Annotated in this window: 17 protein-coding genes; 6 read left to right on the top strand and 11 right to left on the bottom strand. The window is 40.7% G+C overall.

The window, feature by feature from the left end:
* Window positions 1-18: 18 nt before the first annotated feature.
* Complete coding sequence (gene asnA / locus N477_RS02605; protein ID WP_063361052.1) at window positions 19-1,014, bottom strand: aspartate--ammonia ligase; 996 nt, start codon at window positions 1,012-1,014, stop codon at window positions 19-21.
* 176 nt (window positions 1,015-1,190) lie between these two features.
* On the opposite strand from asnA, the gene asnC reads away from it, so the two are divergent.
* From asnC to recG, 3 genes are all read left to right on the top strand, one after another.
* Window positions 1,191-1,649, top strand: a complete 459-nt coding sequence (asnC, locus tag N477_RS02610) for a transcriptional regulator AsnC (RefSeq protein WP_063361053.1) — start codon at window positions 1,191-1,193, stop codon at window positions 1,647-1,649.
* Between the two features lie 93 nt (window positions 1,650-1,742).
* Window positions 1,743-2,438 carry a tRNA (guanosine(18)-2'-O)-methyltransferase TrmH gene (gene trmH / locus N477_RS02615; RefSeq protein ID WP_063361054.1) on the top strand — a complete coding sequence of 232 codons (696 nt, stop codon included), beginning with the start codon at window positions 1,743-1,745 and terminating at the stop codon, window positions 2,436-2,438.
* Between the two features lie 8 nt (window positions 2,439-2,446).
* Window positions 2,447-4,531 carry an ATP-dependent DNA helicase RecG gene (recG, locus tag N477_RS02620; RefSeq protein WP_063361055.1) on the top strand — a complete coding sequence of 695 codons (2,085 nt, stop codon included), beginning with the start codon at window positions 2,447-2,449 and terminating at the stop codon, window positions 4,529-4,531.
* On the opposite strand, the gene N477_RS02625 is transcribed toward recG, so the two are convergent.
* Window positions 4,528-4,923: a VOC family protein gene (locus tag N477_RS02625; protein ID WP_063361056.1), complete on the bottom strand. Its 396-nt coding sequence runs from the start codon at window positions 4,921-4,923 to the stop codon at window positions 4,528-4,530. The two genes, recG and N477_RS02625, sit on opposite strands and share 4 nt — an antisense overlap.
* A 14-nt stretch (window positions 4,924-4,937) precedes the next feature.
* Here N477_RS02625 and N477_RS02630 point away from each other — a divergent pair, with 14 nt between their 5' ends.
* The gene (locus N477_RS02630) at window positions 4,938-5,204 is read left to right on the top strand and encodes a ribbon-helix-helix domain-containing protein (protein WP_063379437.1); all 267 of its coding nucleotides are present in this window, start codon (window positions 4,938-4,940) and stop codon (window positions 5,202-5,204) included.
* Between the two features lie 126 nt (window positions 5,205-5,330).
* Window positions 5,331-6,008 carry a hypothetical protein gene (locus tag N477_RS02635; protein WP_063361057.1) on the top strand — a complete coding sequence of 226 codons (678 nt, stop codon included), beginning with the start codon at window positions 5,331-5,333 and terminating at the stop codon, window positions 6,006-6,008.
* Window positions 6,009-6,060: 52 nt separating this feature from the next.
* Here N477_RS02635 and galU read toward each other — a convergent pair whose 3' ends face one another.
* From galU to rplU, 7 genes are all read right to left on the bottom strand, one after another.
* On the bottom strand, window positions 6,061-6,936 hold the full coding sequence (gene galU / locus N477_RS02640) for a UTP--glucose-1-phosphate uridylyltransferase GalU (protein ID WP_063361058.1): 876 nt from the start codon (window positions 6,934-6,936) through the stop codon (window positions 6,061-6,063).
* 139 nt (window positions 6,937-7,075) lie between these two features.
* A complete protein-coding gene (hpf, locus tag N477_RS02645; RefSeq protein ID WP_063361059.1) occupies window positions 7,076-7,432 on the bottom strand; it encodes a ribosome hibernation-promoting factor, HPF/YfiA family in 357 nt (118 codons plus the stop codon).
* Between the two features lie 224 nt (window positions 7,433-7,656).
* Complete coding sequence (locus tag N477_RS02650) at window positions 7,657-8,031, bottom strand: DUF3718 domain-containing protein (protein ID WP_063361060.1); 375 nt, start codon at window positions 8,029-8,031, stop codon at window positions 7,657-7,659.
* A 78-nt stretch (window positions 8,032-8,109) separates the two neighbouring features.
* Window positions 8,110-8,601, bottom strand: coding sequence for a type 3 dihydrofolate reductase (gene folA / locus N477_RS02655; protein ID WP_063361061.1), 492 nt, complete (start codon window positions 8,599-8,601; stop codon window positions 8,110-8,112).
* Between the two features lie 51 nt (window positions 8,602-8,652).
* The gene (gene cgtA / locus N477_RS02660) at window positions 8,653-9,798 is read right to left on the bottom strand and encodes an Obg family GTPase CgtA (RefSeq protein ID WP_063361062.1); all 1,146 of its coding nucleotides are present in this window, start codon (window positions 9,796-9,798) and stop codon (window positions 8,653-8,655) included.
* Window positions 9,799-9,927: 129 nt separating this feature from the next.
* Window positions 9,928-10,185 carry a 50S ribosomal protein L27 gene (gene rpmA, locus N477_RS02665; RefSeq protein ID WP_063361063.1) on the bottom strand — a complete coding sequence of 86 codons (258 nt, stop codon included), beginning with the start codon at window positions 10,183-10,185 and terminating at the stop codon, window positions 9,928-9,930.
* Window positions 10,186-10,204: 19 nt separating this feature from the next.
* Window positions 10,205-10,516 carry a 50S ribosomal protein L21 gene (gene rplU, locus N477_RS02670; protein WP_023399739.1) on the bottom strand — a complete coding sequence of 104 codons (312 nt, stop codon included), beginning with the start codon at window positions 10,514-10,516 and terminating at the stop codon, window positions 10,205-10,207.
* Window positions 10,517-10,895: 379 nt separating this feature from the next.
* Here rplU and ispB point away from each other — a divergent pair, with 379 nt between their 5' ends.
* Complete coding sequence (gene ispB, locus N477_RS02675) at window positions 10,896-11,870, top strand: octaprenyl diphosphate synthase (RefSeq protein WP_063361064.1); 975 nt, start codon at window positions 10,896-10,898, stop codon at window positions 11,868-11,870.
* A 34-nt stretch (window positions 11,871-11,904) separates the two neighbouring features.
* Here the strand turns inward: ispB and N477_RS02680 are convergent, their stop codons facing one another.
* Entirely contained in the window at window positions 11,905-12,177 is a 273-nt protein-coding gene (locus N477_RS02680) for an oxidative damage protection protein (protein ID WP_046356858.1), read from the bottom strand.
* A gap of 37 nt (window positions 12,178-12,214) precedes the next feature.
* On the bottom strand, window positions 12,215-13,273 hold the full coding sequence (mutY, locus tag N477_RS02685; RefSeq protein WP_063361065.1) for an A/G-specific adenine glycosylase: 1,059 nt from the start codon (window positions 13,271-13,273) through the stop codon (window positions 12,215-12,217).
* Window positions 13,274-13,283 lie beyond the last annotated feature (10 nt).

Here is a 13,283-nt window from a genome sequence, read left to right on the forward strand (position 1 = left end):
CCTCCCCTCTTAAGTCAATTAAAGTACGCCTTCAATATCTTGCTTAAGCGCTTCTGGCCATACACCAACTTGAACTTGCGCAATGTGCTGCTTTTGCAATAACAGCATCACTAAACGAGATTGACCTATACCACCGCCAATGGTCTGAGGTAGCTCACCTGCAAGTAGCGCTTTGTGCCAATCAAATTCAAGTCTCTCTTGCGCATCACTTATCTCTAACTGGTGTGCCAGAGAATCAGGTGACACTCTGATACCCATTGATGAAATCTCAAAAGCATCTTCAAGAACCGGGTTCCAAACAATAATATCACCGTTTAGACCTTGGTATTTTTCACATGTTGCCGTTGACCAATCGTCATAGTCCGGCGCGCGTACATCATGGATTTTACCATCACCTAGCTCGCCACCAATACCAATTAAAAATACCGCGCCATATTCTTGAGCAATCGCTTTTTCTCGCTGCTTTGCTGTAAAGTCAGGGTACATAGCTCTTAGCTCTTCGGCATGAACAAATGTGATTTTCTCAGGTAAAAACACGTCTGTACCAAACTCTTGAGAAATGCTTTTCTCAGTATGCTTGATGCACTGATACAGTGTTTGAACAGTCTCTTTCAGTGTAACAAGGTTACGTTGTGAATCACCGCAAATGACTTTTTCCCAATCCCATTGATCAACAAAAACTGAATGAATAGGCGATAAACGGTCCTCATCTGGGCGCAGTGCTTTCATGTGAGTGTATAAACCCTCACCCACCTCAAAACCATAATCTCCCAACGTTTTACGCTTCCATTTAGCTAAAGAATGAACAACTTCAAACTCACTATCAGCGAGCGTTTTCACTTTCACTGATACCGCTTTTTCTGTGCCGCTTAAGTTGTCTTGAATACCGTCCCCTACCTTTGCCAGTATCGGTGCTTGTACTTCGACTAAACCTAATTGCTCAGTTAACTGTGCTGAAAAAACGCTTTTTACGCGAGCGATTTGCTGCTGTGTTTTTAAGTATTGTGCTTTCATATTGATCCCCATTCCAAATTTTTGATGATTCTGTGTATTAATTATCTGATATATCCATCGTCAACAAATTTTAGATAAAATTCAATATTCAAAAACAAAAATACTGAAACGCAACTTCAATCAATAAAAAAAGTGATGTATATTTATTGAATCAACAATTATAGATAACAATAACCATGGAAAATTATCAGATCGATAATCTCGATAAATCTATTTTGCATGCACTAATGAATGACGCCAGAACTCCCTATGCTGAATTGGCCAAACGTTTTGCTGTGAGTGCGGGTACAATTCACGTTCGTGTCGAAAAGATGAAGCAAGCTGGGATCATCACAGGGACTAAAGTCTGCATCAATGCAAAAAAACTTGGCTATGATGTGTGTTGCTTTATCGGTATTAACCTCAAGCACGCAAGAGATTACCAAGATACCATCGCGCAGTTAGAAAGTTTTGAGGAAGTTGTCGAAGCCTATTATACAACCGGTAATTACAGTATTTTTATCAAGGTTTTAAGTCAATCTATGGACCATTTACATGATGTACTTGTCAATAAAATACAATCGATTGAGGCCATTCAATCGACCGAGACCTTGATTTCTTTGCAAGCACCCATTATGCGTGAAATCCAGCCATAAACTTTAGTCAGTTTTGAGGCCAAATAGGTGTGTACTTATACAGTAATTATTTTGGTATAATAGCCACAATATTGTATTTAAGAGCAGTCCTTGATGAAAGAAAATCGCTTTCAGCGCGTAAAACGAATATTGGAACAACGACAAACGGATTTGACTGTGTGCCTCGATGAAGTGCACAAGCACCATAACCTATCCGCTATCGTACGCACAGCTGATGCTGTTGGCTGTCACTATGTTCACGCCGTATGGCCGCAAGATCAAAGACGCTTAACCAACAACACTTCTGGTGGCAGCAAAAATTGGGTCGATACACAAATGCATGATGATATTGACCAAGCTGTTGCCAAAATCAGAGAGCAAAACCCAGGGATCCAATTACTTGCTACCAATTTAAGTGATACCGCCGTCGACTTTAGAGAAATTGACTACACCAAACCAACTGCTGTGATTGTTGGTCAAGAGCGTTTAGGTATATCCGATAGGGCGCTTGAGCATGCTGACCAGCATATCGTCATTCCAATGGCAGGCATGGTGCAGTCATTAAATGTATCTGTTGCAGCAGCGCTCATTCTCTACGAAGCGCAAAGGCAACGCGAGGAAGCCGGTATGTACCAACGTAAAGACATGTTGGACCCGAAAGTAAAGCACACGCTCCTTTTTGAAGGGTGCCACCCAATTATTGCAAACCGCTGTAATGAAAAAGGCCTTCCCTACCCTGAGTTAGATGAAGATGGCGAAATTGTCGCTGATGATGCATTTTGGAATACGCTCAAATTTAGTAAAAAGTAAGGAAACTCATGTCTGCTCCTAATTTAGCTAATTACCCCATTACAGATCTAAAAGGTGTTGGTCCTAAAGCTGCTGAGAAGTTAGCTAAATTAGGTATAGCAAGTGTTCAAGATATGTTATTTCACTTGCCATTACGATACGAAGATAGAGCGAAAACCTACTCCATCGCGACATTAATGCCGCATATGCACGTCAGTGTAGAAGGAGAAATTGAGCAAGCAAACATCACTTTTGGTAAACGCCGTATGCTTGTGTGCCAAATTAACGATGGTACAGGCAGGCTCACTCTGCGCTTTTTCAATTTCTCCGCGGCACAAAAAAATGCCATGCAACCTGGTAAAATCATGCGCTGCTTTGGTGAGGCTCGCCGTGGTCGAGTTGGCCTTGAAATGGCACACCCTGAGTATAGTATCAAGGATACACTGCAAGATAATAACGCAGCCGATGATACACTCACCCCAGTCTATCCTACGACTGAAGGGCTTAAGCAGCTCAGCATACGAGCAATTGCAGAGCAAGCAGTAAAATTACTGCAAAAATACGATATAGAAGACCATTTACCAGCTCAATTCAGACCAAATCAATTAAGCCTCAAAGAAGCGTTACTGTTATTACACTCGCCTTCACACGACGTTGATTTAAGCCAATTGGAATTAGGGCAGCACCCTGCACAGCAGCGTCTTGCTTTTGAAGAACTACTGGCACAAAACTTAAGTTTATTAAAACTCAGGAAAAAAAGCCAAGCCGTCAAAGCAATTGCACTGCCGCCTACTAACCCACTAGAAACTGAGTTTTTGGCCCAACTTCCATTTAAGCCAACCAATGCGCAAAGCAGAGTTGTTAGTGAGATAAAACAGGATTTACAAAAACCAGAGCCAATGCTTCGCTTAGTACAAGGTGATGTAGGTTCAGGTAAAACCTTAGTCGCAGCGCTCAGCGCTTTAACGGCAATATCTAAAGGCTTTCAAGTTGCATTGATGGCGCCTACAGAGATCCTATCAGAGCAACACGCGCTCAACTTCACAAACTGGTTTACTGCATTAGGCGTTGAAACATGCTGGCTGGGTGGAAAAACCAAAGGGAAAGAACGCAAAGAAACACTTGAAAAAATCGCCTCTGGACAAGCTCAAATGGTCGTAGGCACACACGCCCTATTTCAAGAACAGGTGATATTCTCAAATCTTGCGCTTATCATTATTGATGAGCAACACAGATTTGGTGTACATCAACGTCTATCTCTTAGAGAAAAAGGCAAATTTGGCGATTGCTATCCACACCAGCTGGTGATGACGGCGACACCTATCCCCCGTACGCTAGCTATGACTGCGTATGCAGACTTGGAAACTTCAGTTATAGATGAACTCCCTCCTGGTAGAACGCCTATTACAACCGTAGCAGTACCTGATACTCGCCGTGATGAAGTAATTAAACGTGTCAAAAGCGCATGTATCGAACAAAATCGGCAAGTGTATTGGGTATGCACACTTATTGATGAGTCTGAAGTACTGCAATGCCAAGCCGCGGAAGATACTGCTGAGCAGTTGACCAAATTACTGCCAGAGCTGAAAATAGCACTTGTCCACGGCCGTATGAAAGCCCAAGAAAAACAACAAATCATGGCAGACTTTAAAGCGGGTACGTATCATGTACTCGTTGCCACAACCGTGATAGAAGTGGGCGTTGATGTCCCAAATGCCAGCCTAATAATTATTGAAAACCCAGAACGACTTGGACTTGCTCAACTGCACCAACTTAGAGGTCGGGTCGGACGTGGCGATATAGCTTCTCATTGCCTACTGCTATATCACGCGCCACTGTCTAACACAGCTCAGAAAAGACTGGGCGTACTGAGAGATAGCAATGATGGGTTTGTCATTGCTGAAAAAGATTTAGAAATAAGAGGGCCTGGTGAAGTACTTGGTACCAAGCAAACAGGACTTGTTGATCTTAAAATTGCAGATTTAACTCGTGATAAACATATGCTGCCCAGTATTCGTGCACTTGCATTTTCATTACTCAATCAATACCAAGATTCTGTAGACCCTTTGATCCTGCGCTGGATGGGTAATCGAGGGGAGTTCGCGATGGCTTAAAAATATGTTTCGTTTCTTTCAATGATTTCGACTTGATAGCCATCGGGATCTGCAACAAAAAAGAATCGCGCCACTAATTTGTCCTTATGATGCAGCGATTTAATGTCTGAAGGAGCGTAGTTATGTAAACTTGCGATGCGCCATATTGACTCAATATCCTCAGTACTAAAAGCTAAATGACCATACCCATTACCCAGTTCATATGATTTTTCGTTATCATAATTATATGTTAGCTCAAGCTCAAAGCTGGTCTCTTTATTAGCTAAATAAGTGAGCGAAAAGCCTTCAAAATCTACCTGCCTTTTTACCTCTAAATCAAAAAGTTCGTGATAAAATTGTACAGATTGTGATAAGTCTCGTACTCGGATCATTGAATGTATCATTTTAGCCATGGGAGCTTCCTAATATGTGCGAACTATACGCATCTCAAACACCTGAATTATATCAAGTCACTAAAAAGTCTATTCGTATACAAGGGGTTGTCACGAGCTTAGCGCTTGAAAATAAGGTTTGGCGGATACTCGAAAAAATCGCAGCACAGGAACACACCACGCTTGCCCAATTTATTTCCACTTTGTATCAGGAATCTATTGAAAGACACGGGACAGTAACTAATCTCGCTTCGTTATTGCGAATATCTTGCCTTACCTACTTAGAAAATTGTACAGAATAGATAGGGAGCTGTGGTAGTAACCCACTACTACAGAAGGATTTACAAATAATTTTTATAGTCCTTTCACATTGCAATTAAACGCTATAGACTTGTCTACCAAATATTTAATAGCTAAAGCACTGACTTATGAAATCTCAGTTTGGCAGACGCGCCTTTACCCACATGGAACTGTATAGTCTGTTTAATGGCTATATTTACGGCGACGAAAAGCTCAAACGAGAACAGCCTAAACATTGGCATTTTTGGCTTCCATTACTCGCTTACTATACTGGCGCTTATAGCGATGAGCTCGGTAATCTCACTTTGAGTGACATAGACACCATAGAGTCAATCCACACTTTTAAATTTCATACACATGGAAAGATCCAGCCTAGAGTAGTGCCAATCCATAGTGCATTATGGCACGCGGGGCTGGAGCACTATATTCAACTTGTTAAAGAGTTAGGGCATGATAGGTTACTATTCGATCTACCATCTAAGTCAAATCGTTATAGTGAAAAAGTTCGGATTTGGTTTTCTGGGGAAGGCGAGCGTTTAGGTTACTTGCAAAAATGCGGTCTACCAAATATTGATCAACAAGGTCTTAAAACTGCAATTAGTAGCTTGAGGTTGAACTTTGAGCAACAGATATATATTTCTGCGATTCAGCTGGGAAATCGTTCTGCTATGAGCTATTTACTTGGTTTAAAAGAAAATGGGGATGTCGTTGATATACCAAGTATTGACTTGCTAGCCAAAGTCGTAAAACCCGTTAGAGTGTTAAACAGCAACATAACCTGGAAAAGGTTTACCGAACGCCACTAGCCGCAAAATGTCGTATCAAGCAGACTCTATAAGAGCCTGCTTACTTTATCATTTATAATGATTTGATGTACTGAGTGAATTCATTACCAAGCGTTTCATCTTTCATAGCATACTGAACAATCGCCTTCAGATAGCCTAACTTGTCACCACAATCGTGAGATACGCCACTCATATGAAATGCCTCAACCGTTTCAGTTTCCATTAACATATCGATGGCATCTGTAAGCTGGATCTCACTTCCTGCACCTACAGGCGTCTTCTTCAATAGCGGCCAAATTTTACTAGATAGGACATAACGCCCAACTACAGCCAAGTTTGATGGCGCGTTTTCTTGATTTGGCTTCTCAACCATGGACTTAATAGCTGTGCTTTGCCCCGGCGACAAATCAACACCATTGATATCTGCAATACCATACTTGCTGACATCTTCATGCGGAACTGGCTCTAACATAATTTGGCTACTGCCATTTTCTTGGAAGCGTTTAACCATTGCAGCTAAGTTTTCGCTTCTCTGATCAGCACTGTACTCATCTAAAATGACATCAGGAAGCACAACGATAAAATCATCATCCCCAACTATTGGTTTTGCACACAAGACTGCATGTCCAAGCCCTTTGGCCTCGCCTTGTCTTACATGCATTATTGTCACGTCTTCAGGACAAATTGAGCGGATTTCATCTAACAGTTTTCTCTTAACTCGCTTTTCTAGCGTAGCTTCCAACTCAAAGCTTGTATCAAAGTGGTTTTCAATTGCATTTTTAGAAGAGTGAGTTACCAAGACAATTTCTTTTACACCAGCAGATACACACTCCTTGACGATATATTGAATAAGTGGCTTATCTACAACCGGTAACATTTCCTTTGGGATTGCCTTTGTTGCTGGCAACATGCGGGTTCCTAAACCCGCAACAGGTATAACTGCTTTCATATGTGTTCGCTATCGAGTTCTATTTTTTAAGGTAAAACCTAATTCTATCTTACATAGCAATTGTGTGAAATGTTTTAAGTAAAATAAAAATTCTCTCAAATTACTATTGTAAAAAAGGGGTCTGTCGACCCCATATAAATCAGTTTAAGTTCATTTCTTGTATTATTTCATGTGCTATGGGCGGCGTCGTGCTCACCGGTTTTTCATGTTTATTGGCTTTTAACTGTCCTTTTCTGTGCTTCAATGATGCGTCTAGTTTTTTTGCAGCATTTGCAATGGCTGGATACATCACGTCATTTTCACCCTTTACTGAAATCCGTGAGCCAGCATAGTTTGTACTTATTTCCGTATAAAACTTTTTATGTTCTTTGCTGATTATTATATCTAGTGACAACAACGAAGGAAAATGATTGGCAATTTTAGAAAATTTTTCTTGTACGTGTTGTTTCACTGCATCTGTCATATCTACGTGATGACCAGAAAGATTAATCTTCATAGGATCTTCCTTTTTTTATTTACCCTATAAATAAGTATTGGAGCAGACCCTCCAATTCTCAAGGTCTAATTTAAGAAAAATGTCATGATGTAGTTATCTATTTGATTTAGGTCATATTAGAATTGTGGTATTCAACACTCATAGATCGTGAGATTTGAGAGGAGTTGCATATACTAAAAAAGCCCCCAAAGTGGGAGCTTTTTCACGTAAGAACAGATGTTAAATTATAAACCCGCTCTTTTCTTAATTTCTGCAATTAGCGGTGATGAACCATGTCCATTGCTTTCAGCCCAAGCAATGTCAGCACCGTCTGAAAGCGCGCTTTTAGGTAAACCTTTAACAATTAGTTTGCCAGTCTCAACTGCATTACTTGCAATTGCGTGGCGAAGAATGTTATTTCCGTTACATTGGATTGAACCAAAAATGTTACGTACTTTTACACGTGAACTTTTCAAAGCTTTACGAACACGACCTTTATCATCAACAGCGATGTACTCGCATAATGTAACAGCCAATTGATCGTTTGCTTTAGTCTCAGAACTAAAAGAAAACGCGCCCAAACCAATACAAACACTTAACAAAACAGGTACAAATTTCATTGCCAATTCACCTAGCACTTTTTTATTACATAAGGACAAACACTATTGTAGCAACACACACAACTGTTAGCAACAAAGTCATAATCCTTTATTCAAAGTTACGAACTTATAACGATATTTATTTCTATCATCAGGCTCGTGAACTTCACTTTCGACTTCCATCCAATTGCCCGAAGAGGTGTGATCAGGAAATCGAGTGTCTCCCTCAACATCCAAATCAATGTATGTCAAATACAGCTTTGTACATAATGGTAGAAACTGTTTGTAAATATTTCCACCTCCAATAATCATAACCTCGTCTATTTTATCTACCAAAGCAAGTGCTTCTTCAGTTGAAGATGCTGTTTCTATACCTTCAGCTTGATACTGAGCATTTCTGGTAATCACAATATTTCTTCTGCCAGGCAACGGGCGACCAATCGATTCAAATGTCTTACGCCCCATAATCACAGGTTTACCTAACGTAATTTTTTTAAAGTGCTGCAGATCTGCTGGTAGATGCCAAGGCATTTTATTGTCATCACCTATTATTCGATCCTTTGCCATAGCCGCTATCATTGATATAACCACAATATACTCCAATAATAATTTTGTATTAAAAAAGGGCCAAACGGCCCTTTATTATCTTTCGTAGATAACTTCTACATCATAGTCATCTTCATCCCAATCATCCCAGTCATCATTCTCTTGGGTTGCCTGACGATGATAAGTATCCCACTTGAATTCAACTTCTTCTTGCTGTTCCTCATCAAATTTATCTCTTGGTAAGGTATCCAACAAGCCTTGAATATCGTAACACAATTGCTGAGTGTTAAATTTATTTGCCGCAGAAATACGGTAGACTTCACTCGCATCAAGCTCTTGAGCGATGCGTTCACACACCTCTTCCAGCTCATCTTCAGCTAGTAAGTCAATTTTGTTAAGTACCAACCAACGAGGCTTTTCTGCAAGCTTGGGGCTATATTGATGCAACTCATTGATAATCGCAAATGCATTATCAACAGGGTCGGTCCCATCTATTGGCATCACATCTACAACGTGTAATAAGACTCTACAACGCTCCAAATGTTTTAAGAACCGAATACCCAAACCAGCTCCATCTGAAGCACCTTCGATCAGTCCCGGAATATCAGCAATAACAAACGATTTATTGGCTTCAGGTCTCACAACGCCAAGATTTGGAACTAACGTCGTAAATGGATAATCCGCAACTTTTGGTTTAGCCGCAGATACGCTACGGATAAAAGTTGATTTACCCGCGTTTGGCAAGCCAAGTAGCCCAACATCAGCTAACAGCATCAGCTCTAGTTTTAGGTTTCTGACTTCGCCTGGTGTGCCCAATGTTTTTTGTCTTGGTGCTCGGTTCGTACTTGATTTGAAACGCGTATTACCTAGACCGTGATAGCCGCCTTTAGCAACAAGTAACTTTTGTCCATGACGAGTTAGATCACCCAAACTTTCTTGCGTGTCCACATCAGTAACTCGAGTGCCCACTGGCACTTTCAATACTAAATCAGTGCCTTTTTTACCAGTACAGTTACGACCTTGCCCATTTGTTCCACGTTCTGCACGGTGGAAGCGCTCAAACTGGTAGTCAATTAAAGTATTGAGGTTTTCATCGGCTTCTAAAAATACACTGCCGCCGTCGCCACCATCACCGCCATCTGGACCACCATCTGGGACAAACTTCTCTCGACGGAACGAAACAACACCGCTTCCGCCATCACCGGCTTCAGCACGGATCTCTACTTCATCGACAAACTTCATGGTTACTCTCTTACTGGATTGGAATAGCAACAGCTATTATAGCAAGGTACGCTTAGCTGCTGATAAATAATATGTAGCTATAAAAACAAAAAACCCCGCCTAAGCGGGGTTTTTATAAATCTTTACCGATTACTCAGCAACGATGCTAACGTATTTACGGTTTAAAGGACCTTTAGTTTCGAAAACTACTTTACCATCTGCTTTTGCAAAGATAGTGTGGTCTTTACCGATACCTGCGTTAGAACCAGCGTGGAATCTAGTACCACGTTGACGAACGATGATGTTACCCGCTAAAACTGATTCGCCACCGAAACGCTTAACACCTAGGCGTTTACTTTCTGAATCGCGACCGTTACGAGTACTACCAGCTGCCTTCTTATGTGCCATCTTTCTGTACCTCTAAAAATTAAGCGCTAATGCCAGTGATTTTAACTTCAGTGAACCACTGACGGTGGCCCATCTGCTTACGAGAATGCTTACGACGTCTGAACTTAACAATCTTAATTTTCTCGCCACGACCGTGAGAAACAACTTCAGCTGTTACCTTACCGCCATTTACGAATGGTGCACCGATCTCGATCTTTTCACCATCAGCAACTAGAAGTACTGAATCAAATTCAATTGATGCACCAGTCTCAACGTCTAATTTTTCTAGACGAATTGTTTGACCTTCAGTCACACGGTGCTGTTTACCACCACTTTGGAAAACCGCGTACATAATTAACTCCGTTGTGCGCCCTCAAATCGACGCAACTTAATATTCTTCAATAGGGCGCGAAGTTTACGCTAATGTCGAACTCCACGCAATACCCTAAAGACAAAATAATGAATAAAAATTGGCTTGTTTGAGAGCATTAATTCATTTTTGCCTATTCTAGCTAAAAAGTTTGCGTTGCTAAACTATTTTTTTCTGTAAAAACTTTTAATCAAAACACTTGACAGATCATATCCGTACATAGAACACACTCAAAAATGCCCAATATTTAGACCACCTTCTATTTTTTTACCTATCAATACGCATAAAATTCGAGTCGACTGAAATTTTAATGTACAATCTGCGGCGTTTATCTCTAACTGGGGCTTTAGCACGGTATACTATGGATATTAAGACTATCCAATCACTGATTGAGCAGGATATGCTCTCTGTGAATAAACTTATTTTCGAACAAATGCAGTCTGATGTTGCGTTAGTAAATCAATTGGGTCTTTACATTGTTAACAGCGGTGGAAAACGCATTAGACCAATGTTGACTTTATTGGTTGCTAAGGCACTAGCAGCTGAAGCCCAGAATAAGCATATTACTTTAGCTACCATCATAGAGTTTATCCATACTGCAACTTTGTTACATGATGACGTCGTCGATGAATCAAATTTAAGACGCGGCGAGCCAACAGCAAACGCCGAGTTTGGTAATGCTGCAAGTGTACTTGTTGGAGACTTTATATATACGCGCTCCTTTCAGTTAATGGTTGGCCTTAACAACATGGAAGTAATGCAAATATTGGCCGATGCGACCAATATTATTGCTGAAGGTGAGGTACTGCAATTAATGAATTGCAACGACCCTGACACCACTGAGCAAAGCTATATGCAGGTAATTTATAGTAAAACTGCTAAATTATTCGAAGCTGCGACTATGCTACCCGCCGTTGTATCTGAGCAGCCACAAACTGTTAAAGATGCTTTAAAACTGTACGGGATGCATTTAGGAACGGCATTTCAATTAGTTGATGACATACTGGACTATAGTGCAAACGCTGAGCAACTGGGCAAAAATATTGGTGACGATTTAGCTGAAGGCAAACCGACACTCCCGCTTATTTATGCCATGAAATCAGGCTCAGAATCTCAGGTAGCTCAGATAAGAGAAGCGATTGAGTCAGGAAATGGCATCGACAACTTACCTGATATCTTAAACACTCTTGAAGAAACCCAAGCGCTGCAAAAGACCATGTCAAAAGCGCAACAAGAGTCGGAAAAAGCAATAGCACAACTAAATGTTTTAGCAGACTCTCAATTTAAAGATGCGCTCATTGCATTAGCAAAGCTTTCTGTAGATAGAGAGTATTAACCGCAAAATAAAAAAGCTGCCGAGGCAGCTTTTTTTACTTCTCTGGAGGCCTATAACCTTCAATTTCCACTTCTTTATTTTCAAACAAAAAGCCGACCATTTGCTCTTCTAAAAGTTGACGGTGATCAGGGTCCATCATATTCAAATGCTTTTCATTAATTAGCATTGTTTGCTTGTGTTGCCACTGCTGCCAAGCTTCTTTAGAAATATTATTGAAGATACGCTCGCCCACTTCACCTGGATATAATTGAAAATCCAAACCTGGCGCTTCTTTGTTTAATTTCTGACAAAAAACTGTACGTGCCATTTTCTCACCTATTCTCTTTCTTTTTGATGAGAACAGTTTACCCCATTGCCTTTAATACTTTAACTAACTTTTTCGTTGGTGCCGCCAGCCCTACCTCAGGAGGATGATTAACATCATACCAAAGCAATTGATTATCATGGACACAATCAGGAATTTGTTGAAGCTCAACACAAATAGGGTTTATTGTTAGCTCAAAGTGAGTAAAAATATGAACGAATGGTTCTAAAGTGCGCGTTGTCACATCAATCCCTTGCTGAATTAAAAACGCCTCCAACTCGGTTAAATCATTAAATTCAAAGAACCCAAATAACCCACCCCAAATACCACTATTAGGACGTTTTTCCATCAATACTTTATCACCGACTTTGACCATCAAATGATAAGCTGTTTTTTTAGGTTTTTCTTTTTTAGGCTTAGAATTAGGGAACTCTTTTACCCGGTTGCTTTTGTGAGCCATGCACCTATCGACCAACGGGCACTGTTCACATTGAAACCTAGAGCGAGAACAAAGGCTTGCTCCCAAGTCCATCATCGCTTGGTTAAACTCACGAACATCACCAGAGGGCGTAACCGCGTTGGTCAGATCCCATAAGTGGTTCTCAACCTTCTTAACCCCGTACCAACCTTCTACCATAAAAAAGCGTGCTAATACCCTTTTGACATTGCCATCTAATATAGAGTGATGCTGTCCCAAAGCAAGCGACAATATGGCCCCTGCAGTTGAACGTCCAATACCTGGCAAGTCTACAACTTGCTCAAAAGTTTCAGGAAACTTACCCTGATATTTATCGCGAATAATTTTAGCTGTTTTGTGTAAATTCCTAGCTCTCGCGTAATACCCCAAGCCAGTCCAATGATGCAATACTTCATCTTCATCTGCATCAGCCAAGTCAATCACTGTCGGAAACCTTGACATAAAACGTTCAAAATAGGGGATCACAGTTACAACCTGTGTTTGCTGTAACATAACTTCAGACACCCATACTTTATAAGGGGTTTTATCTATTTGCCACGGCAATGTTTTTCTGCCATGGACGTGGTACCAATCTACAACTTGTGTTGCAAACCAATTTGCTGTTTGACGGTCAACGGGCATCTTTATTCTC

The sequence above is a fragment of the Pseudoalteromonas luteoviolacea H33-S genome (genome assembly GCF_001625695.1).
Lineage (GTDB): Bacteria > Pseudomonadota > Gammaproteobacteria > Enterobacterales > Alteromonadaceae > Pseudoalteromonas > Pseudoalteromonas luteoviolacea_B.